Annotated in this window: 20 protein-coding genes and 2 riboswitches; of the genes, 2 read left to right on the forward strand and 18 right to left on the reverse strand. The window is 53.7% G+C overall.

All coding sequences use genetic code 11. The features are described from left to right. Positions 1 to 18 precede the first annotated feature (18 nt). The 15 genes from E308F_RS10700 to E308F_RS10770 form a co-directional block, all read right to left on the reverse strand. The gene (locus E308F_RS10700; RefSeq protein ID WP_172613598.1) at positions 19 to 255 is read right to left on the reverse strand and encodes a FeoA family protein; all 237 of its coding nucleotides are present in this window, start codon (positions 253 to 255) and stop codon (positions 19 to 21) included. A 238-nt stretch (positions 256 to 493) separates the two neighbouring features. Beyond that, positions 494 to 805, reverse strand: a complete 312-nt coding sequence (locus E308F_RS10705) for a DUF3343 domain-containing protein (RefSeq protein ID WP_141264886.1) — start codon at positions 803 to 805, stop codon at positions 494 to 496. Next, the gene (locus E308F_RS10710; protein ID WP_141264887.1) at positions 798 to 1,949 is read right to left on the reverse strand and encodes an aminotransferase class V-fold PLP-dependent enzyme; all 1,152 of its coding nucleotides are present in this window, start codon (positions 1,947 to 1,949) and stop codon (positions 798 to 800) included. Before E308F_RS10710 ends, E308F_RS10705 begins: the two co-directional genes overlap by 8 nt. A 126-nt stretch (positions 1,950 to 2,075) precedes the next feature. Then, on the reverse strand, positions 2,076 to 2,777 hold the full coding sequence (locus E308F_RS10715; RefSeq protein ID WP_172613725.1) for an ECF transporter S component: 702 nt from the start codon (positions 2,775 to 2,777) through the stop codon (positions 2,076 to 2,078). A 167-nt stretch (positions 2,778 to 2,944) separates the two neighbouring features. Further along, entirely contained in the window at positions 2,945 to 4,615 is a 1,671-nt protein-coding gene (locus E308F_RS10720; protein ID WP_141264889.1) for an ABC transporter ATP-binding protein, read from the reverse strand. Further along, on the reverse strand, positions 4,588 to 5,517 hold the full coding sequence (locus tag E308F_RS10725) for an energy-coupling factor transporter transmembrane component T (RefSeq protein ID WP_141264890.1): 930 nt from the start codon (positions 5,515 to 5,517) through the stop codon (positions 4,588 to 4,590). The genes E308F_RS10720 and E308F_RS10725 overlap by 28 nt, the downstream gene beginning before the upstream one ends. A gap of 117 nt (positions 5,518 to 5,634) precedes the next feature. Beyond that, positions 5,635 to 7,005 (reverse strand): stalk domain-containing protein, encoded by a 1,371-nt coding sequence (locus tag E308F_RS10730; RefSeq protein WP_141264891.1) that lies wholly within the window; start codon positions 7,003 to 7,005, stop codon positions 5,635 to 5,637. 25 nt (positions 7,006 to 7,030) lie between these two features. Further along, on the reverse strand, positions 7,031 to 7,792 hold the full coding sequence (locus tag E308F_RS10735) for a DUF4430 domain-containing protein (protein ID WP_141264892.1): 762 nt from the start codon (positions 7,790 to 7,792) through the stop codon (positions 7,031 to 7,033). Between the two features lie 135 nt (positions 7,793 to 7,927). Beyond that, positions 7,928 to 11,686, reverse strand: coding sequence for an S-layer homology domain-containing protein (locus E308F_RS10740; protein WP_172613902.1), 3,759 nt, complete (start codon positions 11,684 to 11,686; stop codon positions 7,928 to 7,930). A gap of 379 nt (positions 11,687 to 12,065) precedes the next feature. After that, positions 12,066 to 12,232: riboswitch (cobalamin riboswitch) on the reverse strand. 119 nt (positions 12,233 to 12,351) lie between these two features. Continuing rightward, positions 12,352 to 13,248 carry an ATP-binding protein gene (locus tag E308F_RS10745; protein ID WP_141264893.1) on the reverse strand — a complete coding sequence of 299 codons (897 nt, stop codon included), beginning with the start codon at positions 13,246 to 13,248 and terminating at the stop codon, positions 12,352 to 12,354. After that, the gene (locus E308F_RS10750) at positions 13,226 to 14,104 is read right to left on the reverse strand and encodes an ATP-binding protein (RefSeq protein ID WP_253260449.1); all 879 of its coding nucleotides are present in this window, start codon (positions 14,102 to 14,104) and stop codon (positions 13,226 to 13,228) included. Before E308F_RS10750 ends, E308F_RS10745 begins: the two co-directional genes overlap by 23 nt. Positions 14,105 to 14,107: 3 nt before the next feature. Then, complete coding sequence (locus tag E308F_RS10755; RefSeq protein WP_141264895.1) at positions 14,108 to 14,278, reverse strand: 4Fe-4S binding protein; 171 nt, start codon at positions 14,276 to 14,278, stop codon at positions 14,108 to 14,110. Between the two features lie 20 nt (positions 14,279 to 14,298). Further along, positions 14,299 to 14,652, reverse strand: a complete 354-nt coding sequence (locus E308F_RS10760) for a NifB/NifX family molybdenum-iron cluster-binding protein (protein WP_141264896.1) — start codon at positions 14,650 to 14,652, stop codon at positions 14,299 to 14,301. Then, the gene (locus E308F_RS10765) at positions 14,646 to 15,029 is read right to left on the reverse strand and encodes a NifB/NifX family molybdenum-iron cluster-binding protein (RefSeq protein ID WP_141264897.1); all 384 of its coding nucleotides are present in this window, start codon (positions 15,027 to 15,029) and stop codon (positions 14,646 to 14,648) included. Before E308F_RS10765 ends, E308F_RS10760 begins: the two co-directional genes overlap by 7 nt. Before the next feature lie 133 nt (positions 15,030 to 15,162). After that, the gene (locus E308F_RS10770; protein WP_307722588.1) at positions 15,163 to 15,669 is read right to left on the reverse strand and encodes a DUF5320 domain-containing protein; all 507 of its coding nucleotides are present in this window, start codon (positions 15,667 to 15,669) and stop codon (positions 15,163 to 15,165) included. 260 nt (positions 15,670 to 15,929) lie between these two features. Between E308F_RS10770 and E308F_RS10775 the strand changes: the two genes are divergently transcribed. Then, entirely contained in the window at positions 15,930 to 16,295 is a 366-nt protein-coding gene (locus E308F_RS10775; protein WP_253256479.1) for a hypothetical protein, read from the forward strand. Next, positions 16,295 to 17,167, forward strand: a complete 873-nt coding sequence (locus E308F_RS10780; RefSeq protein WP_141264900.1) for a GGDEF domain-containing protein — start codon at positions 16,295 to 16,297, stop codon at positions 17,165 to 17,167. Before E308F_RS10775 ends, E308F_RS10780 begins: the two co-directional genes overlap by 1 nt. A 74-nt stretch (positions 17,168 to 17,241) precedes the next feature. On the opposite strand, the gene E308F_RS10785 is transcribed toward E308F_RS10780, so the two are convergent. The 3 genes from E308F_RS10785 to E308F_RS10795 all read right to left on the reverse strand — a co-directional run bounded on the left by E308F_RS10785 (position 17,242) and on the right by E308F_RS10795 (position 21,841). Further along, complete coding sequence (locus tag E308F_RS10785; protein ID WP_253260450.1) at positions 17,242 to 19,242, reverse strand: methyl-accepting chemotaxis protein; 2,001 nt, start codon at positions 19,240 to 19,242, stop codon at positions 17,242 to 17,244. Positions 19,243 to 19,496: 254 nt separating this feature from the next. After that, positions 19,497 to 19,584, reverse strand: a riboswitch (cyclic di-GMP riboswitch). Positions 19,585 to 19,884: 300 nt separating this feature from the next. Further along, positions 19,885 to 20,889, reverse strand: coding sequence for an ABC transporter permease (locus E308F_RS10790; protein WP_141264902.1), 1,005 nt, complete (start codon positions 20,887 to 20,889; stop codon positions 19,885 to 19,887). Beyond that, positions 20,870 to 21,841: an ABC transporter ATP-binding protein gene (locus E308F_RS10795; RefSeq protein WP_141264903.1), complete on the reverse strand. Its 972-nt coding sequence runs from the start codon at positions 21,839 to 21,841 to the stop codon at positions 20,870 to 20,872. Before E308F_RS10795 ends, E308F_RS10790 begins: the two co-directional genes overlap by 20 nt.

The raw sequence follows: 21,841 nt of genomic DNA on the forward strand, positions 1-21,841 counted from the left end.
TCCGGCCACCCTCCTGCCTTACACTTGCTGCACCAGGACCTCCCGGCCTTCTTCCCGCCGCAGGGCAATGGTCGCCCCGCGGATAAAAAAGGCCGTAGGGTCACCACTGGGACTGCGGCGTAAGGCCACCACCCTTGTGCCCGGTACCAGCCCGAGATCCAGGAGGCGGCGCCGGGCCAGGCCCCGGGCCTGTAAGGAAACTACTTCGCCGGAACTGCCCGGCCTGAGGTTGCTGAGGCTAGTGATCGTACTCATTGGCACTCCCCTCTTCATAGCCTGATAACTGATCGCCCGGCTTCCTTAACCCACATTTTTGCTTGCCACGCAATCCCTTGCCGGCCGGCAACTTTCTGATATCAGGCTATGCCGCCCGCCGGGCCAGTGTTACCCCTGCCTTTTAAACCGGGAAAGTAAAATTTTGGCTTAGAAAAAGTGTAGCTACACCATGGTGGTATAAATTCATGGTATAAATTTAAAAGGTCCTGAGTTCAACTCAGGACCCGCTTTCCTCTCTTTCCCGCAAATCGCCTGCTTCATATTTCTCAATTGCCTCTATTACCCGGATGCGACCGCGGTCTTTGAGCACCTTTACCTTTTTTTCCAGCCTGACGCCTGCTGCCTCAAGAAGGGCTAAAGCGTGCACGCTTATTTCCGGCTCCAGCTCCAGAGCCAGGCCGCACAAGGAACTCAGCTCCCGGGGCATTGGTATGAGCCGCCCTTGAAGTCCGGCACCCTGGACGGTCTTTTCCGCCTTTAGGGCATAATGGGTGGAAGGAAAGGTCAGCAATACCAGCTCGTCAGGCATCCCGCAGCACCCCTACCAGTTCCCGCACGGCAGCCAGGGTGGTCTCGATTTCGGCCGAGGTATTAAAGTACCCCGGGCTCAGCCGCAAGGTACCTGTCGCTAGGGTACCGGTGGTCTGGTGGGCCAGGGGGGCGCAGTGGAGACCTGAACGAGTTGCAATTTCATAATGATCCGCCAGCCAGGCGCTGGCCTCCCCTGCCGAGATACCCCGGATATTGATTGATATCACCGGTACCCGCCTTTCCGGCTCCGCAGGGCCGTAGACAGTCACTTCCGGGATTTGCTGCAAGCCCTCTAAAAGCTGGCCTGTCAGCTCCCGGGTATGCCGGCGGATCTTCTCTAACCCGGTTTCCTGGATAAATCTTACCCCCGCCCCCAGGGCGGCAATGGCCGGGGCATTGATAGTGCCGCTTTCAAATTTGTCGGGCATTATTTCTGGCTGGGTAAACAACTCCGAGCTGCTTCCCGTACCACCATAGATGAGCGGCCTGATAGTATCCGGGTAGCGGATATAAAGACCGCCGGTACCGGGAGGACCCATTAATCCCTTATGGCCGGTAAAGGCCAGCAGGGTAATCCCGGCCGTTTCTACATCTACGGAAATTTCCCCGGCCGTCTGGGCCGTATCTACCAGGTACTGGAGGTGGTGGCGGCGGGCGATCTCTCCCACTTCATGAATAGGCATAATGGTGCCAGTAACATTGGAAGCATGGGTGAGGCAGATCAGCCTGGTACGCGACTGGATTGCTTTTTCCACCGCCAGGGGGTCCAGGGTGCCGTCGGCGGCACAGTTAACGATGGTAAATTCCACTCCCTTGTTTTTCAGGGCGTATAAGGGCCGAACCACGGCATTATGTTCCATGCTGCTGATAATGACATGGTCCCCGGATTCCAGCAGTCCTTGGAGGGCCAGGTTCAGGGCTGCGGTAGCATTGACCGTGAAGACTATCTGTTCCGGCTCCCGGATGCCGAAAAGAGCTGCCAGCAATTCTCGCGTTTCCAGCACTACCCGGCCGGCGTCCAGGGCCCCTTTATTGCCCCCGCGGTTAACGCTGCCGCTCAACTGTCGTAACCTGGCATCAGCCGTCTGGTAGACGACTTCCGGTTTGGGCCAGGAGGTGGCGGCATTATTCAGGTAAATCATGCGCTAATCCCTGACGCTCCCTATCCCGGCTGGAAGAGCCGGGTTATTTTCCGGCAGGACTCTCCTGCTGTCATATAATATTCTTTTTTTAACCGCGATACCCTGTATACGTGGTATAACTTTTTGTTATAAGTCTTTCCTCCCCGGTAAGAAAGTTACTTCCAGCTTGCGGCGATAGCGCTGCAGTATTTTCACGAAGCTGGAGCCAAAAAGCAGATAAAAGGTAGCGTTGCCTGCGGCATGAAAGGTATCAAGCCAGAAACTGGCAGCATAAGTGGCCACCAAGGATTGCCAGGTCAGGGGATGAATAAAGCCCGTCCAGGTCCACAGGTTCATTATCCAGCCAAAAAGGTATCCCCACAGAAAGCTAAATACCGTCATAACCTTTTTGCCCGCCCGGGGGAAGATAATCCCCATCACCCCTGCCGAGGTGCCGGCCAGCCCCCAGGCAAACATCTGCCAGGGCGTCCACGGGCCCTGGCCCAGGAAAAAGTTGGATACCAGAGCCGCTGTGGAACCGACCATAAACCCGGCCCGCGGTCCGAAGACAAAGCCAGAAATGATTACCATAAAGGTGGCCGGCTGGATATTGGGCAAAGCAGCAAAAGGAACCCGGCCAACGGCGGCAATAGTACCCAGCATGGCGATTACGGCTACCTCCCGGGAAGAAACCCGTCCCTGTTCAAACCCCCAGTACAGCAAAACCAGAGCCATAATAATTATTACCGAAGCCAGCAAACCCCACCCCTGGCCCAAAAGAAGGGCGTTTATCTTGATACTGGCCAGCAACAAGCCCAGGATAAACACCAGGGCAAGGGGCAACAGCATTCTACGCCAGAAAGCCACAGGTAATAACCTCCCAAAACGCCAGCCGGGTCGTATAAGGCGGCACAGGCAGCCTGGAAAAAATCGCAAAGAACATCCCATGCAATGGGAAAGCCGTACTCGCTAACCGGCCCGCCGGTACGGGCCGGGCGGCGGTCCCTCCGGATCCCTCACCTTACTTCTGGAACTGCCTGCCTGGCAGGCCATACGGGTTCCAGCCTGTCCAGGGCATCTTGCAGGGTCAGGACACCGTCAACATAGCCGCGGCACATTTTACCAATCTGGGTGGAATAAAAAACCGACTGGCCCAGGACCTGGTGTTTAGATCCATCGGCTACGATCCGGCCGGCAAACAGCAGCAGCACCCGCGTGGCGTAGGCGGCGGCAAATTCTACATCGTGGGTCACCAATACCACACTTACTCCCTCCCTGCTTAAGCCCGTCAACATTCCTCCCAGCTCGTCTTTCAAACGATAATCCATCCCCCGGGTAGGTTCGTCCAGTACCAGAAGCCGGGGCCGGGTCACCAGTATCGAGGCCAGGGCTACCCGCTGGCGCTCGCCGCTGCTTAAATCGCGGGGGTTTACCCGCCGGTAGCGCTGTAAGCCGAGCTTCTTCAGGAGTTCGTCAACCACACCGTCATCGGTTAGACCGAAATTTTTTAAGGTGAATAGTAATTCCTCTTCCACGGTATCCTGGAAGAGATAATCATTGGGATTCTGGGAAAGGTAGGCAATCCTGCCGTCCCCGGGCCGGCACTCGTTACTCAGGTCGCGGCCCATTACCAGCACCCGGCCCCGTCCCGGTTTTAACAAGCCGGCCATGGTCTTCAGGAGGGTGGATTTACCGGCGCCGTTATTACCCAGGATAGCCACCAGCTCACCGCCGGCAATTTGCAAACTGATGTCCTGCAGGGCTTCTTTACCGTTGGGATAGGTAAACCATACCCTGCTCATGGTCAAAACCGGTTCTCCCGGATTTTCATTTACTACCGGCCTTAAAGGAGGAAACTTCCGGTAGTTAAAGTTGGACCGCAGTAACCGGCGTCCTTCCTTGACGGTAACGGGAACAGAGGGGAAACCTAGCCGGGCAAAAAAACGAGCCACGGGAGGAATAAAAGGAATTTCCCTTGCTACCGCCCAGCGGGCCAGTTGTTCCGGTGTACCCTCATATTTGACCTGGCCGTCTTCCATGAGCACTACCCGATCAGCAAGGTGGAAACACCTTTCCAGCCGCTGCTCGATTAAAATTATGGTCAGGCCCATCTCCTCATTTAACCGTTTAATGAGATTAAAAAATTCCTCGGCCGCTACTGGATCCAGCTGGGAGGTAGGCTCGTCTAAAACCAGCGCTCTTGGCTGCATGGCCAGGACGGCAGCCAGAGCCAGCTTTTGCTTCTGCCCGCCGGAAAGGTGCGCGGTAAATTCCTGTCTTACCTCTGCCAGATCCAGAAAGCTCAGGACTTCGGCTACCCGCCGGGACATTTCTGCCTGGGGCAAGCCCAGGTTTTCCAGGCCGAAAGCGATCTCGGCCTCGACACTGGTCATAACCAGCTGCTTTTCCGGATCCTGGAAGACTATCCCTACTTCCCGGGCCAGTTTTCGCCGGTCCATCTGGCCCATGTCCCGCCCTTGAAAATAAACCTTGCCCCCAAACCTGCCGCCGTAAAAGTCCGGGATCAGTCCGGCCAGCGCCCGCGCTAAAGAAGACTTGCCCGATCCCGAACCGCCGGTTATAAGCAAAAACTCCCCTTCCTCGATACTTAAATCAATGCCTTTTAAGGCCGGTTTTTCCCTATCCGGGTAATAATAGGTCAAATTTTCACATTGAAATAAGGGCAACGCTGCCACCCCCAGCTCAATACCATCGGAACGGATAAAGAAAGAATGATAATGATTAAAATAATTATGGTCATAGGGCCTTTAATCAAGTAGTCCAACTGCGGGTAAAAAATGAAGGTGCTGAATCCTTTGGCCTGACCATAAACGGCCGTTGCTAAAGCCAAGAGGGCCCCTCCAAGGCAAAGGCTGTCCCGCGGCCGCCAGGTATCCCGCCGGTAACAGGAGCGCCGGCCGCTGCCAAAGGCCCGCGCCTGCATAGCCTCGGCTATTTCCAGGGAATCTTCTAGGGAAGAGAGGAGCAGGATATTCATCAGAGCAGCATATCTGTGCAGCCTTTCTTTTAACGTTCCAGTATGAAAATCAACGCCCCTTATCATTTGCACTTCCTGGATGTTTGCCATTTGCCTGACCATGGTCGGAAACAATCTGGTAGCCAGGGACAGCACCAGAGCCGATCTGGAGGCAAAGCGTGCCAGCAAACTTAAAACTTTATCCGGGTGAACTATAAGATTATAGAGGCAAAAGATGCTGATGATGGCTAAAAGCCGCACGCTCATAGCCGCTCCGTAACAAATGGCTTCCAACGAGACGGTTAAGCGGCCGAAAACCGGCAGGCGCGGTCCCCACCAGATTATCGTCTTCCCGGCATGGGTCAACAGGGCGTTGACAATAATCACCGGCAACAGCAAGCCCAGGCTGAGCCGCAAATAAATTTCCCAGACCGCAAGACCCCGGGCAGCGCTAATGGCCAGGACAACGACCAGTAATAACCCCAGCAGGTAAAGGGGGTTGGTGAACACCAGGGCCAGCACAAATAAAATGCCCAAGTAAGTCAGGGCTGCCGCCGGATGCAGGCTCTGTAAAAAGAGACCTTTGTCCTGGTAAAAAAATTGATTGAACATCTTCAGTGAAGCCCTCCAAAATGTGCTCCTGCGGAAACTGAAATACTATTTTTCGCCCGTTGGATGTTCCTTGCGGAGCTGACGATTGCCGGCATCGGCTGTTGCCATAAAGGTGGTTTAGTTTGAATTTTTTATGCTCACCGTTTGGGAAATTGCATCCCAGTCTACCTGGTAGCCAAAGGCTTCCGCTACAAACCGGGCCGGGAGATAGGTACGACCTTCTCGCAGCAGGGGAGCGACGCCGATGCTCCTGGGCTGGCCATTGATGTAGCCGGTCTCTTCGCCAATAACAAGGGTTACTGTAACGCCATCCTTGCTCAGTTTAACAGCAGAAGATTTCTCATCCCAGCTAACACCATCACCAGGCACGTCCAGGGCATAAGCCAGGTAACGCACGGGTACATACGTCCGATCGTTGTCAATGAAAGGGGCTGCATCCATCGCCTTTACATCTTCTTTCCCCTCGGCCACAACTGTATAGCTCCTGTCGCCAACAATAAAACGTGCTTTATACCGGTTAGCAGCAGGCGGCGTGGCTAATCGAGCATAAAACGGCTGACCAAAATAGAGGCTGGCCAGGGCCATTAAGGCCTGACTGGTAGCCATTTCATTACTTCCCGCCCCAGTGATGTGTTCAAAGGAACCGTCAGGCAACTGGAAGCGAAGGAGGGCAGTTAAAATATTTCCTCCTGCTTTGTTAAAATTGCCTTGAAGTGGATCAATGCCAACTGCAGTCAGCCCTTCAATGACCATGCAGGAGCTTTCTGGATTTTCCGCCCCCCAGGACTCAAAACCGCCATTTTCTTTTTGGGCCTTAGCCAGGTAAGCCACTGCCTTTTGGACAACCGGACTATCTTTTTTTTCACCTAAAGCCCCCAGGGCCATTAACGCCATACCGGTAGAATCCACATCGGACGTTTCTTTATCTGTAGCGTCCCAGTAAAAGGAACCGTCGGCGTGCTGCCTGGCCACCAGCCAGCTTAGGGCCTTGCTCTTATCGGGAATATCAGCGCCGGCAGCATGCAGGGCCAATACCGCCCAGATATGGGCATTAACTAGCTGTTCACCGCCATGAGCTATATTGTCAGCAAACTTACCACTGGCGAGCTGGGCATCCTGGATCTTTTTTATAAGGTTCTGGCCCTGGTAATTATAGGGGTTCCCTCCAGCAGCCAGAACGGCCAGGACCAGGGTGGCATAATCATTCATTTCCCCGGATGCGGTAGCAGCAGCCAGCATTTTTTCACAGGCCTGGCCGGCCAGCGTACCTTTTAAATCCCTTCCTGACGCCGCCAGGGCAATATAGCTCCAGGGAGACAAAATACCTCTGGCCTTCTCTCTTGTTAACAAATAAGCGGCAGCGTTATTTAATGATTTTCCGGCGCTATCCAACCCGGCAAGGGCCCAGGCTGGCGTGGCGGCGCCAGCGATAAGTAAGAATAAAATTAAAAAAGCCAGTGCCAAATCTGAAATCCTCTGTTTTAACATGCCTGTGTACCCCTTTCCTGATAAATCAAGGTGAAGCCGCCTTCAACTCTTCCCAGGTGGGCCCGGTACTGTTCAGGGTTTCGCTATACCACCAGATAATCTTATCACCTGACCGAATCCCTTTCTCGCTGGCCGCCACCATGGGGATCTCCTCGTTAACCTTATACATCCAGCCGGCCATACCTTTATTGTCTTGCCCGGCTATACCCAGGACAAAATTGCCGTATACAGGGCTCATGCTGTATTTCAGGCCGCTGGCATCCAGGGCCCCGAGGGCCGTCAACCCCCATTTGTTGTTTTTAGCAACCGTCACCGTAGCAGGACCATAAAGGAGTTGCCCTTTCATGCCAACTACGGCAATATCCACCCGACACCCGGAGGCGGCAGGAGAATCCTGGTTATAACTGCTGTTGCCGTCTTTCTTAGCTGCTGGTAGAGGGGCGCTGCTGCCGGCATCACTCTGGCTGCCAGCACTCTGCGCCAGCTGTGTCGCCTGGGGAGTACCGGCAGGTCCCGAGGCTTTCCCCCCGCCGGTTATAGCGCTGTCACCTGACTTCTCCCCCGCCGTTTTTTCCGGCGGCTTGAGGGTCTCAGGCGCTTTTTGATTGCCGGCACTTTCCGGAACGCTGCCGGCAACAGCATTCTCCGCTGGTAAGGGAGCCCCGGTGGGTGGTGTCCGGACATTATCAGCCCCGCGTGGCCCGGTATAGAAATTGGAGATTGCCGGCCCTATTAAGGCCAGTAAGACGATCAGGGCCGCTACCAGGTAAATAAATTTTTTTTGCATTTACGATTCCTCGCTATGCCTGTATTATCAGTCCCGTTAAGGCCACCTTGTCTGGGCCCGTAAGATCTCTAGCAATGATGAGGAGCACCGCTGGACTCGCCGGCGCTCCCCACCGTTTTAATCATTCTTTTCTATCTACTCTGCTACTAGCATCCTGTAGACCATCACTGCACATTCTGCCCGGCTGGCCGCCTCTCCGGGCCGGAAAGTCCCATCTTCAAAGCCTTTAACCAGCCCGTGGGCGGCAGCTGCACCCACGCTCTTTCTGGCCCAGGCAGAGACTTTGTCGTTATCTTTAAAGGATAGTTTCTCCTCGCCCTCAGGCAAGTTCATGGCCCGTACCAGCATAACCGCCACTTCTTCGCGGGTAATGGTCTTTTCCGGGCGGAAGGTGCCGTCCTCATAGCCCTTGACCAGGCCGTTGCCGGCGGCGGCAGTTACTGCCCCGGCGTACCAGGCGTCACCTTTTACGTCCTTAAAGGGGTTCTTCGTCCCTTCTTTCACCTCCAGGCCCAGGGCCTTGACCAGGAGGCTGGCAAATTCCGCTCTGGTCACCGCCCGGCCCGGCTCGAAGCGGCTGCTGTCCACCCCAGCCACAATGCCAGCCCCGGCCAGGGTTTCAATGGTATCCTTCGCCCAGGCAAACGAATTATTAGTTACATCCTCAAAAGATTTCCTGGCTTCCTTTGCAAACACGGCATAGTCGGAGAAGTGGTTTATCCGGGCCAAGATTAAGCCTTTAGACATGTCGACCACGGCCGGTATAGCTACCCACTGGCCTTTTGTCTTATCGTACCAGGCCAGGGCCAGGTTTTCCGGTTTGGCCAGGGGCGGCAAGGCAATTTTTAAGTTTAAGGTCACCGGTATGTTGAAGGTAGTTCCGTCGGGTCCAAAATTGTAAATTGCCGATATTTGCTGGTAGCCTGCCGGCGGAGGAGCCTGGGCGGCATTACCCCCGTTATTTCCAGCGCTCGCAACAACAGTATTCTTCTTAATGGTAATCTCTAAATCGTTTTGTAATGCCTCGGCTGGTATGGACAGGGCTATTTCTTCTTTAGCATCAGTTATGATTGCTCCCGCTGAAGCGGTGACCTTCTGGGCCAGATCAATTTGGTTTTGGGCCAGTTCTTTTCTCAGGGCGGCAATTTCAGCACGGCTCATGGCTTTTTCGCCGCCAGTGACTACCACGGCTTTTTTAACTTCGCTTAAAGGAGCGATCTGGAAGGTACCCTCTGTTAATTCCAGCAACTGGTTAATTTTCGCTAATGCATCCACGGCAACTTGGGGGGCCTGTAGGGCTACTGGGAGTTTTTTATTTTGCTCCTTTAGATCGGCCGGTACAGACATAGCCGTCGAGGCAGATGTGCTGCTTTTTACCAGACTTTCCCACACTGGTCCCGAAGAGCTCCAGTCCGTACTGTACCACCAGATGATCTGGTCGCCCTCCTGGATCGCTTTCTGGGAAGCGCCCACTATGGGTACGCTGCCGTTGACTTTGTACATCCACCCGTTCATACCACTGTTGGCCTGGCCGGCGATGCTTTTAACAAAGCCGTTATCGTCGACGTAGGAAAGACCGGTGGCGTCCAGGGCTCCCAGGGCCGTCAGGCCCCACCTGCCGTTTTTGCTCACCATGACCGAGCCGGGCCCATAAAGGAGCTCGCCGTTCATGCCTACTACGGCAATGTCGACGATGCAGTAATCACGATCCGGAGTGGATGAGGTGGGTAAGGTAATATTGAGAATGGCCGTCGCCGTCAGGCCGTTATAAATAGCCTTTACCACCGTCTGGCCGGTATTGAGGGCAGTGACCAGGCCGTAGTCGCTGTCAGAAACACTAGCGATGCTGGTATCGCCCACCGACCAGACGGCCTCGTTGGTCACGTCGCTCCTCGTGCCGTCAAAATAAGCCAGTACGGCCTTAAACTGCTGCTTGCCGTTGAGATTGAGGCTGGCAGCAGCAGGTTGAACAAGAAGGCCCAGGGAAGTTCTGGGGTCGATTGTTCCAGCCAGGATAAGATAAGTATAAAGGGCCTCGCTGGCGTCCAAAACATTTCTATATGCACCAAAGCTACCATCATCGTTCAAGGCTTTGAGCATCATGTAGGATACCGGCGATAACCCCGTAGGGCTTCGCCAGCTCAAAAGATCATGTCCCAGCCTTTTCAGGGTAATAATCACTTCGGTGGTATCTACTACCGGATCTTCGGCCCAAGACTCGGTGCGATAATACACGCTGCCGTCAGGCTGCAGCCACTTCTTTAAATAGGCCAGGCCCTTATCGATGGCGCTCTGGATTTGCGGGTCATTTTGTTGATAACCTGGCAGATAAGTCAAGGCCCGGATCGCCTGGGCGGTAGACATAAAGTCGGGGTAAAAAGTGTTACCCACCGCCTCTCCCCAGGCGCCATAAGTGGCCTCGGCCACGCTTTGCTTGCCCAGGATGTAATCGTGGGCATAAACATCATTGATTAAGGTTATCTGGCCCGCTTCCCCCAGAGCAATATAGGCCCACATGTCGCTGTAAACGCTGTTGTCAAAACCGTTAGGAGAATGCCGTTCCTTTAAAAGATTTGCCAGCTTATTTACCCGTACTGTATCACCCCATCTATTTAAGGCCAACAAGCATTGGGCTATAGTTTTCGTTCTTGATCTTTTCACCCATGGAGAACTGCTGCCGGCATAATCATTATACGTTTTACCTAAAGATTTTAAGGCAATCAGGGTTTCGGCCGTAGAAAAGGTACTATCCCACTGGGCCGGGATAGCGCCAGTGTCTACGTCCTGGATATCTTTAAGGTAAGCCAGGCCCTCCTGGATGGTTTTATAAACGTCGCTACCTTCTACCTTCGCCCCGTCAAAGTAGCTGAGGGCCGTAAGCACCTGGGCCGTTAAATCCGGTTCCTCCGCGGTATAACCGCTCCATGCCGCTCCGGCTGGCTGCCCCCAGGCGTTTTTATGTTCATGTTTAAACCCATTAAGGTAGTTCAAGGCATACACCTGGTCAATGACACTAAGCCTGCCTGCTTTGCCAAGGGCGGTTAAAACTGTAACATCGTCATAAATGCTGTTGCCAAAATAAATCGTTCCATTAGTAGTCTTTTGTTTAGCAATAATGGCGTCGGCTAGCATATTAATGTAACTTGAAGTCGGATCTACGGCATAAAGGGCGGTTAATTCTTTCGCCAGATAGACGGCATCCAGTACGGAGGGATTGCTGGCAGCAGCCTCGGCAGAGGCAATAACGACATTTTTCAAAGATTTACCATTATAGACCCACCCGCCTCCAGAAAGGTCTTCACCGGCGTTGACCAGAGCTTCTACGCAGCGATAATCAAAGTTCCAACCGTTGACCTCATAAGTTAAACTGCCATTCTGGTAACGATTTTTAAAATAAGAAACTGCCTTGCTAATGCTGTCCTGGACCTGGTTATAAACAGGATCATTAACCGGCAAATCAGGTTTTACCAGCGCCAGGGCCTGCAGCGGTGCCTTGGTGCCATAATCATTGGCCAAAGGGCCAAAGCTACCGTCGGCATTCTGGGTCGCCATAATGTAAGTAATTAAACTATTATTATTGCCAAGTAAGTCGGCCAGTTTTTCGATGCTGCTTTTTAACGTTTCCTCATTCTTGGTCCATTTTACTTTATCTTCTAGATTTTCTCCCGCCAGGGTAAGTATGTAGGCCGTGTAGCCGTCAATCTTCTCCCCGGCCTGGTAGCGGTCGTTAATAAATTTTATGGCTTTGGCGGCCAGTTCTTGGGCAGTATAGGCAACGGCCTGATCCGCGGCCATAGCCTTGTCCGGGACAACAAAAGGTACAAGAAAGCTGAAAAGAAGGCAAACCGTTGTTGCCAGGGATATAAAACGCCTGTTGAACCTCTTATAGGACATTCCTGCCACCTTGCCTTTCATAAAATTTAGCCAGAGAATCAAAAGGGTCTTAACGGGTGTCACACCTTTACGACGTGCTCCAGACCCAGCACCTGTCTGCTTGCAAAAATGAAAAAGACGGCCTCATGCTAACACCTCCCTGCAATACTCCCCGGGTGGGTTAGAATAGGCCGTCCATCTACCGTTCCCGGCGCATCGTGAACATCCAGTTGTTGTCCCTTGTTGGAAGCTCCTTGCCGGGCCGGCTGGCAGCATTTAAGCCGGCCCCTCGGGGCCAGGCGCCTACCCTGATAAAATTAAAACCCCTGCTCCAAAGAAATCAGGGGTTATGCCGTTTCCCCATCCTGCGTAGGGAGCACCAGCTACTTCGGCAAGCACCAGGTCTCCTGGCTCGGGTTCACCGTTCCCCCACGCCTTCCCAGCCCGCACTCAGCCTAAAGAAGTTAACCCGTTACAAAAACGTACTGAGTAGCGGTCCAGTGGCCTGATGCGGGGTCACTCCCCCTTACAGTGGCGCGACCGCGCCGGATTTGCACCGGCTTCCCTTGATGCCTGCACCGTTATTCATTTTTCTTTATATAACCATTCTACAGATACTACCAGAATCCTCCCGGCAAGAACTTTTTTATTTGCCCCATATTTATTTGCCCCATAAAGTCCTCTTACTACTTTCCTATCCTTGCCAATTGTACCATCAAGCTATCCCACATGGCTTTGACGGCATTTGCTGCCGCCCCGTGGGAACAGGCCGTAAGCGGCACGGCATTTACCAAGGCCCTGGCCACGTCGGCATCGAAAGGTATTTTACCGGCTATGGTAAGGCCCTGCTCATAACAATAAGCTTCAATCTCCCGGCTTTTCTCAGGGGCCAGGTCATATTTGTTAATACAAACGGCCACCGGTACTTTAAAGTGGCCGGCCAGCTTCACCACCCGTTCCAGGTCGTGCCAGCCGGCTACCGTCGGTTCCGTCACCACCAGGGCCAGGGTTACCCCGCTCAGGGAGGATATGACCGGGCAGCCGATGCCGGGCGGGCCGTCGGTAATGATCAGCCGGGCCTTATTTTCCTCCGCCAGCCGCCGCGCTTCCTGGCGTACCTTCGTCACCAGCTTGCCGGAATTGTCCTCGGCCAGGCCTAGCTGGGCATGTACAAGAGGGCCGTGAGGTGTTTCTGAAATATACCAGTACCCGGCTAGGTTGGGTTTCATGGTAATGGCCCCTGCCGGGCACGTCAAGGTGCAGACCCCGCAGCCTTCACATGATAGAGAATCCACCTGAAAAACGGAGCCCCTTGACCCGTTATCTGCCTTCGTGATAGCGCCAAACCGGCAAACTTCGATACAGCGGCCGCACCCGGTGCAACGCCCGGCATCAGTAACCGCTTTGTTGGAGCCGTAAAATTCATTGACGCTCTCCACCTCCGGCCGCAGGAGCAGGTGCAGGTCGGCAGCGTCAACGTCACAGTCGGCCAGGACTTTATCCTCCGCCAGGGCTGCCAGGGCAGCAACGATAGAAGTTTTACCGGTACCGCCCTTACCGCTAATTACCAGCAGCTCTTGCATGTTGTGACACCAGCCTCTCTATCTCCTGCCAGAGGCCGACAAAAGGCGGTACCCAGTCGGGATAATCTTCCACCAGGCATCTCCCTCTGGCATAGGTGGCAGCATATCTTTTGTCAAAGGGGATTTTCAGAAGGACCGGAATCTTTTCCTGGCGGCAATAACGCTCCACCCGCAGGTCACCCAGGGTGGAACGATTGATAACCACCGCAAAAGGAATACCCAGTTCTCGCACCATGCCGACTGCGAGCTTGAGATCATTAAGGCCGAAAGGAGTGGGCTCCGTAACCAGCAGGCAAAAATCGCTGCCCTTCAAGGCAGCTACTACCGGGCAGGAAGTACCCGGCGGGGCGTCTATAAGGGTGAGCCCTTCTTTGTGGGCGAGCCTTTTGACCGCTCTGATCACCGGGGGTGCCAGGGGCACGCCCACATCAATCTTGCCGTGGACAAAATCAATCTTGCCGGCCTGGCCCCTGGCTACCGCCCCGATACGATAAGGTTTCTCTGTAATTGCACCCTGGGGACACACAATGGCGCAGCCGCCGCAGCCGTGGCACATTTCCGGAAAAGTAATAACCTTACCCCCGGCGACGGCCAGGGCGTGAAAAGCGCAAACTTCGCTGCACTTGCCGCAGCCGTTACATTTGGTATTGTCCACTTCCGGGACCGGCAGGGTCACTTCCTCTTCTTCCTGGAATACCGGATGCAGGAAGAGATGGGCATTGGGCTCTTCTACATCGCAGTCGAGTACCTGCACCGGTATTTTCCTGGCCAGGGCCAGGGCCAGGTTGGTAACAATGGTCGTTTTCCCCGTGCCCCCTTTGCCGCTGGCCACAGTGACAAGCATTCCCTTCACCACACTTTAATCAAGACTGAGAGCATTATTCGGGCACTCATCAACGCAGGCGCCGCACTCCAGGCACTCGTCGGCATTAATAGTCGCTACTTCTTCAACGGTAATGGCTTCTACCGGACAAACCTCGACGCAGCTGCCACAGCCGGTGCACTTATCTTCATCAACCCTGGCTGCCATGTTACTCTCCTCCGTTTATTTTAATGATTGCAGCCATCATGGTCATGGCTGCAGGTACTGCCGGTACTCTTGAGATTACCGCTCAGGTAAGCATTCACTGCCGCCTCTACGGGGCCGGAAGCACCGCTTATTACTTCAATGCCCCGCTCACCGAACAATTCCACGGCGCGGGCGCCGATGCCGCCGACAATAACGCAGTGAACACCTAAATTTGCCAGATAACCCGGTAAGAAGCCAGGCTGATGCCCGGGATTGGCAATAACTTCTTTACTTATTACTTTCCCGTCTTCAACGGTAAACAGGCTGTACTGGGAACAATGGCCAAAATGCTCGGCTACCATTTTTCCCTCGGTTGCTACGGCGATCTTCACCATCTGTTACCTCCCCGACCCATACCAAAATGAGACCCTACGTTAGCCTGGGAAAATAGCGTGGCCTCTCCGGCCTGCCACTGCTGCAACGCCGCCTGGACCGTCGGTGCTGTAGTTGAGTAAACCTTAACTCCGGCACCCTGCAAAACCCGCAGGGCATTGGGCCCAACATTTCCGGTAAGGACAACCTCCACACCCCGGTTGACCATGGCCTGGGCTGTAGCCACTCCCGCCCCGCCGCCGGCGGCCATGTTATCGTTGGCTACGGCCTCAAAGGTATTCCTTGCTGTATCGGCAATAACAAAATACTGGCAGCGACCGAAACGGGGGTCCACCGCTGCCGCCGCATCTTTACCCTGGGCCGTAATAGCCACTTTCATTAATTTCGCCCCCTTCTATAATGGTCATTTGTCCAATAGCATTATATAGTTATTTTGACCTTATGTCAATAAAATATTAAACAAAAAGAGCCGGGATGTAAATTTATGACCCGGCCCCGCATTTTGGGTTTACCTACAGGTCCTCATTTTCCGGATCGCGGGCCTTATCTTGCCGCTCTTCCTGCTGTAAAGCCTTCAGCTGTTCTTTGACCGCTTTGAGCTGGCCTTCAAGCACGGCCGCCTGCTGCTTTAAAAATTCCACATCAGGCGCCGCGCCCTGGGGCGGTAAGGCACCGGGAAAGGGTGCGCCCCACCAGCCACCGGGAAACCAGCCATAAGACGGCGGGGAAAAACCCCAGGCCCACCTGCGGCCCAGGCCCAGGCCTAAGCCCCGGCCGCGACCCAGCCCAAAACCCAGGCCCCGTCCAAAGCCGAAAGCAGGATTCATAAAGCCCGGTACGGGGAAACCGTTACAAAAGCCGGCTCCGCGGCCGGTGCGTGGCCCGAGACCCCACGGACCGGTCCTGTCACCACGTGGCATTTTTACACCCCCTTTCGGTCTTATGTTCATTATTAGTATAAGTCTATTATGGCCATTTGTCAATAATAATATGCCATAAATAAAAAACCCGGAGGCCATCTCCAGGGTGCGATGATTACAGTTAACCCAGCGGTATGATTACCGGGATGTTTCTCATTTTTGCCATCACCACCGGTACGCCGTAAACATGGGCGATGTTATGCGGCGTCATCTTTTCCATTCCACTACAGGCGAAAACCTTACAGTATTTCAGTAAAATGAATGCTAAACTTGACTAATATTGTTATTAACCCCATGGGCAAATTTAGTAATAAAGGGTATAATATAAATATATGTCTTGGGGAAGGAAGGGAGATATTTTGACGCTCCAGGAAACGTCCCGCTCACCGGAACCACAACGCAAAGCCGACATCAGCATAAAATTATCGGAATTTGAGATCCCTCCCATGCAGGACATTTTACTCGTTGGTAAAAGAGCCCCTATTGGTCCCGAAGCCGTCAGGCGGATGGTTGATGCAGTCTCGCCGGAACAATATGAGATTGTTCGCCTCAATCACGAAGTTTTTGAAGCTGTAGTAGTTAAAAAATCTCTTTTAAGGCTCCTACCCAAAGAAAAACTTTTGCCAGTTGTAATCGACGAAGGAAACCGCATCGCCAGCGAGAATATGGTAATTAAGGCACAGGTAAATATTACTATTCAGATCAGCAGGACGGTGGATTTGTAGTGCCCACGGTAGAAGGCCTGATAAGCGAGAAGCTTTATACCATCGACCCTGTGGCCAGTGTCGGCCGGGCGGCACTAATCATGGAGCGTTATGGTATAGGTAGTCTACCGGTAGTTGAAGAAGGAAAACTGGTAGGCATCATTACTTCAAGGGATATAAAAAGATCTCACCCCAACCGGCTGGTTGCCGATGCTATGACTCGCAAAGTGATTACTATACCGCCAACGGCTTGCCTCACTGAAGCGCAAAAATTAATGGCCAAACATAAAATTGAGCATCTGGTAGTTACCAGAGAAAGTGATATTATTGGTGTCGTTACTCACACTCAAATTATGTCAGAATTGGGTAAATATACCGATGGCCTTACCGGGTTAAATAAAGCCGAAATCTTTTACGAAAAAGCCCTGGAGTTATTAAAAAAAGGCCAGGAGATTACGGTAATCTTCCTGGATTTAGATAACTTTGGCTTTATTAATAAAGAGTACGGCCACATCTACGGCGACAATGTCCTGCGCCAGACTGCTCTAATCTTAAATAGCTTAATCGACAGCAATAAGGAAACTCTATGTCGCTATGCGGGCGACGAATTTGCAGCCGTAACTAACCGGCCCCTGCCCGAAGCCGAAAAACTTGCCCGGCAAATGGTCCTGGCCCATGCTAATGAAAACTGGCCCGGGAAAATAAAGGTCGCCATTTCTGCCGGCGTAGCCGGAGGCCGCTGTTCAGAACTACACAATTCTGGTGAAGACAGTAGTTACATAGTCAAATACCTGGTCAATACGGCCAGCCTGGCTTCAACCAGAGCCAAAAAACTGAAAAAACCGGTAGTAGCTGTGAAGGCAATTGAGTTTAATAAAACTGTAGGTATGTAGGTATATTGGCCGTGACCTGGCGACAGGTTTGCTCCCTGCACGGTTGTCTTTAGCGCCGTAAGACAGGTTGCCATTCATACCTTGAAGCGCCCCACTTGTTCTTCTAATCGCCTGGCTACCCTGAGGACCTCCTGGGCTGTTGAGGCTATCTCCTGGGTTGATGCTGACAGTTCCTCAGCCGAGGCCGAAATCTCTTGTGCCGAAGCTGAAGTTTCTTCCGACACAGCACTTATGCTCTGAACCCGTTCCAGCATCACGTCCTTGGCCTTCACAGTGTTGTCTACCTGACGGTACGTCTCATCGATCGTGGGTGCTATAGCGGCTACCGAATGGAGTATGTCGTCAAAGGATTTGACCGTTTTTTCTACATTTTCCAGTTGCGCAACTACCTGCCTCCTGACTTCCTCCGAAGTGTTCACAACTTCATTGGTCCCCGCGGCTATAGTGTCCAACAGCGCCCTGATCTTATCCGAAGAAGCACGGGACTGCTCAGCCAGCTTGCGGACCTCATCCGCCACCACTGCAAAACCGCGGCCGGCCTCGCCTGCGCGCGCCGCCTCAATGGCCGCGTTCAAGGCCAAAAGGTTCGTCTGGTCTGCTATCCCGTTGATCACTTCCAGGATCTCGCCTACTTGATTCACAGAGCTGCTTAAATCAGTTAATTTCTCCACGACCACCTTGAAGGCCTCGCGCACATCCTTGATGGAAGCAATCAGGATGTCCAGCTCTTTCTTGCCTACACCTGCCAGCCTGGAGGTCTCTTCGGTGTTAGCCTTAACGTAACCAAGTTCGGTGTACACCTTCTCCAGGTTGGAGGTTATATTTTCAACGAGGCCCAGTATTTCCTGCAGGTGACCCGCTTGTTCCGAGGCTCCCGAGGCCACCTGTTGGATGGCCTTGGCAACTTCGCCGGAAGAAGAGGCGATCTCTTCTGAAGCAGCGCTTAAGGCCTCCGAGTTGCCGGCCAGCGTTTTAGCGTCTTCTTTGAGTCCTGAAAGCAACGGTTTGAGGTCGGCCTGCAGGCGGTGCACCGCCCGGACGAGCCGGCCTATCTCATCCTTCATGCGGAGGAATTTTTCAGAAACGGGTCGGGTGAAGTCGCCACCGGCTATAAGCCCCAGGTCGTCGACAGCCAGGGCCAGAGGAGTGGTAATAGTTCTTGCCATTACAAGAGTCAGTACCAAGGCAACCAGGATTATGATCAGGGAGACAAACAGCACGGACCATTTAAGGCCGGCGATCTTCTCCAGCACCTCGACTTCGGGGGCGGCAACTCCCAAAGACCAGCCGGTGCTCTCAACAGGTGCGTAGGCTATAATTTCCTTTTGGCCCTGGAAGATGTAATTGCCGACTCCCCTTTCTCCTTGAATCATCCTGGACATTACTGCCGCCAGGGAATCCAGGGAAGGGTCAGACTTAACCGCCTCCACGACATTCTCCTCATTTGTGACCCTCTCCGCGTCCTTGTGAGCTATGGTCTTACCGGTACTGTCTACTGCAAACGCATACCCAGTACGTCCATATGTAATGTCCGCCACCAGCTCGCTGAACTTTGTCGCGTCCACTATACCAATCAGCACGCCGATTATTTCATCGGTGGCATAGTTGCGTATAGGTGTGGTATAAGCAAATATAACCGACTTGTCGATCTTGCTGACAATAGTGCTGGAGACGAAAGTCTTACCCTCCAGGGCAGCCCGGAAGTGTTCCCGGTCTGCGATGTTAGCTTTACTGCCGTCGGAATATACTGCGTTCCCTTCCTTATCAGCAATGCCAAACCGCCTGAAGCCCAGACTTCCCGCTTTTTTTTGCTCTTCCCGGAGAACATCCAACTTTTCTTCTAGCGTGGCTTCGCGGTCGCCCCATCGCCCACGGATGACGGTGTTATTGGCCAGGGTTTCCATAACGTACATCCGCGCCTGGATGCGGCTTTCCAAAGTTTCGGCGGCCTGCTGGGCCATCTTCAACATGGCCTCTTTAGCTTCGCTCTCCAGAGCGTTCCTGGCACGGTCGTAGCTTACAAATACCAGCACCAGGCATCCAACTAGAACGATCAGCCCGAAGAGCGCGGTCATCTTGCCTCGCAGACTTCCTGTAAGTTTTCCCATCATACTGCTGCCGGTCGCTCCCGCTCCTGGCGAACTTCGGTCTGCGGGGCGACCTATACCTCCTTCATTACATTTGTCTTGCTAGAACGACAATAGCTTTGCCTCAGCCTCACCCATTAAGGAACTAACCTAACGTTTTACCCCATTTTGCGTTTAAATTTAAACGGCCGCTTTCACGGCGGCCGTAGAGAACCTGTATTTAATTTCAACTTACTTACTCCCCCGGCAGCCTGGCTACCATATCCTTAAAACGGACTTAGGTCCGCGGCTTTGCGCCCCCGCCTTTCGACGAGTTTGCCTTTAGCGGTACTGGCTGTATTATGCAATGTGACGTGACACAATCACTACTTTACTACATTTGGTCGACATTTGTCAACAGAAACCCCGAGGTGTGTCATCGGATTGTGATGTTGTCACGAGCTTGCTTGCCACAAGGGGCGACACCATCGCCGTTGCTGCCCTTCCTCCGGTTTAAGGACCAGAGAAGCCACCGGAGATATAATTTTAAATAAAAGACTAGAAGCCAGGATTGCGGACCCCAGTCCCTCGAGGAGTAAAAAGAAAAAAGCCGGTGAAGATTTATCACCGGCAGAGGAAAGATATTTCAGCCTAGCCGGCCCGTATTTCCTGGCGCATAAAGAAGTAATAGGCCAGGGCAAAAATCAGCATGGTGGCTGCGATAAGCCCTACCAGGTGCGGCCAGATGAGAAGCAGGCTCTGGTCCAGTGGCAGGCTTCCGGGTATAGCCCCTTCTAACTGTTCCACCAGTACAGGTCCTAGGGTCCTTACCCCTGGGTTCAAGAGAGTTACTGTAGCTTCATCGTAAAGAGTCGTCGTCGAAAGGCGGCTAAGATTTTGTTTCAAAGTCGCATTGTGCAGGACCCGGGCCGGCGCGGCATCTTCACTTACCGGAAGGAGACCGTCGGCAATGAGCCCCGCCAGCATCCCGGCAAAGAGGGCGAAAAACAGCCATACGGCTATCCCGGCCAGGGCCGAGGTGGCCGTCTGGCGGAACAACAAAGAAAATAGGAGGGAGACACTCAACCAGAAGGCTACATAAATAATGGTGACCAGGAGGTAAATAAACAACCGCCCGATTTCCTCGCCCGTGGGAGGAACGCCAATTAGCAGCAGCCCCAACCCAGCCACTAAGAGCCCCAGGGCCATGATGACCAAGGCCAGAACTACCAGACCGGCCAGGAACTTGCCGTTGATGACATCGTCCCGATAGATAGGCTGGGCGAGCAACCGGCTCAAGGTACGTTTATTATGCTCACCGTTAATGGCATCAAAACCAAGGGCCAGGCCCAGCAGGGGCCCCAAAAAAGAAATAAAAGTGATGAAGGGTGGTAAGGACCCGCCGCTGGTGGTAAAAAGGCGCAGGAAGACAAATTGAGGATCACCATCCCCTGCTGTCTGGCGGATGCTCTGGGCTGCTACGTAAAAGGCACCAATGCCGGCCACGGCCACCAGGAAAACCAGGATCGTAAAGCGGGTGCTGCTCAGGTTGTCCGCCAGTTCCTTCTGAAAAACAGTTTTCAGGCCACCGCTGAACCACTCCTGTTGCCGGAACCAGTCCAGCCAATCTTTTAGTTTAGCCTGCCATCGTGCCATGGTAACCCTCCCCCTGGAAGTACTCCCTGTATATATCGTCCAGGTCATAGCCCCGGGCGCGCAAATAGAGCAGGGTAAATCCTTTACCGGCCAGGTAAGGCGTAAGCTCGGGGCGGATATCGCGGCCCGCGGCGCAGCGGACCCGGATAAAGGCTCCGTGACGCTCGACAGCGGTCACGCCCTGAAGGGACCGGAGGGCAGAAAACAAATTGTCATTGTCCGGCTCGGCCTGCAGTTCAATCTCCAGGGGCTTGCCCGCCATGACTTGATGCCCGAGTAAAGCCACCGGCCCCGCGGCCAGGAGTCTGCCACCGACAAAAATTCCCACCCGGTCGCAGATTTGCTGCACCTGGTGCAGGAGATGGGAGGAGAGGAGAACTGTTTTTCCGCCTTCCCGTGCCAGCCGGACAATCAGGGCCAGCATCTCCCGTACGCCCTCGGGATCAATGCCCAGGGTAGGTTCATCGAGGATAATAATCGCCGGGTCCTTTACCATGACATCGGCAATGCCCAACCGCTGGCGCATCCCGCGAGAAAACTCCTTCACCTTGCGGTGGGCGTAATTGCTTAAGCCCACCTGGTCCAGGCTTAAAGCCACGCGCTTTTCAGCTTCCGCCGGGGGGATCAGGTTCAGACCGGCGGTATAGAGAAGGTTCTCCCGTGCCGTAAGGTCGTCGTAGAAGCCGACATTATCGGGTAAATAGCCCACTATCCTCTTAACCTCCAGGGGGTGACGGGTGGCATCTAAGCCCTTTACCAGGGCCTGGCCGGACGTCGGCTCAGTCAACCCCAGAAGCATTAAAATCGTCGTCGTCTTGCCGGCACCATTGGGCCCCAGCAGGCCGAAAATCTCTCCCTCTCTGATTTCCAGGTTGAGGTCCTGGACGGCAGTTATGGAGCCATAATGCTTGGTAAGGTTCCGGGTGACAATGACTGCTTCCTGTCCTGCCAT

Origin of the sequence: Moorella sp. E308F, assembly GCF_006538365.1 — a bacterium.
Taxonomy (GTDB): Bacteria; Bacillota; DSM-521; order Neomoorellales; family Neomoorellaceae; genus Neomoorella.

Bases quoted from the DNA above. Each gene is read 5' to 3' on its own strand.
- E308F_RS10700 (WP_172613598.1), bottom strand. From the start codon at position 255: ATGAGTACGATCACTAGCCTCAGCAACCTCAGGCCGGGCAGTTCCGGC.
- E308F_RS10705 (WP_141264886.1), bottom strand. From the start codon at position 805: ATGCCTGACGAGCTGGTATTGCTGACCTTTCCTTCCACCCATTATGCC.
- E308F_RS10710 (WP_141264887.1), bottom strand. From the start codon at position 1,949: ATGATTTACCTGAATAATGCCGCCACCTCCTGGCCCAAACCGGAAGTC.
- E308F_RS10715 (WP_172613725.1), bottom strand. From the start codon at position 2,777: ATGCTGTTGCCCCTTGCCCTGGTGTTTATCCTGGGCTTGTTGCTGGCC.
- E308F_RS10725 (WP_141264890.1), bottom strand. From the start codon at position 5,517: ATGTTCAATCAATTTTTTTACCAGGACAAAGGTCTCTTTTTACAGAGC.
- E308F_RS10730 (WP_141264891.1), bottom strand. From the start codon at position 7,005: ATGTTAAAACAGAGGATTTCAGATTTGGCACTGGCTTTTTTAATTTTA.
- E308F_RS10735 (WP_141264892.1), bottom strand. From the start codon at position 7,792: ATGCAAAAAAAATTTATTTACCTGGTAGCGGCCCTGATCGTCTTACTG.
- E308F_RS10740 (WP_172613902.1), bottom strand. From the start codon at position 11,686: ATGTCCTATAAGAGGTTCAACAGGCGTTTTATATCCCTGGCAACAACG.
- E308F_RS10745 (WP_141264893.1), bottom strand. From the start codon at position 13,248: ATGCAAGAGCTGCTGGTAATTAGCGGTAAGGGCGGTACCGGTAAAACT.
- E308F_RS10755 (WP_141264895.1), bottom strand. From the start codon at position 14,278: ATGGCAGCCAGGGTTGATGAAGATAAGTGCACCGGCTGTGGCAGCTGC.
- E308F_RS10760 (WP_141264896.1), bottom strand. From the start codon at position 14,652: ATGGTGAAGATCGCCGTAGCAACCGAGGGAAAAATGGTAGCCGAGCAT.
- E308F_RS10765 (WP_141264897.1), bottom strand. From the start codon at position 15,029: ATGAAAGTGGCTATTACGGCCCAGGGTAAAGATGCGGCGGCAGCGGTG.
- E308F_RS10770 (WP_307722588.1), bottom strand. From the start codon at position 15,669: ATGGCCTCCGGGTTTTTTATTTATGGCATATTATTATTGACAAATGGC.
- E308F_RS10785 (WP_253260450.1), bottom strand. From the start codon at position 19,242: ATGACCGCGCTCTTCGGGCTGATCGTTCTAGTTGGATGCCTGGTGCTG.
- E308F_RS10790 (WP_141264902.1), bottom strand. From the start codon at position 20,889: ATGGCACGATGGCAGGCTAAACTAAAAGATTGGCTGGACTGGTTCCGG.
- E308F_RS10795 (WP_141264903.1), bottom strand. From the start codon at position 21,841: ATGGCAGGACAGGAAGCAGTCATTGTCACCCGGAACCTTACCAAGCAT.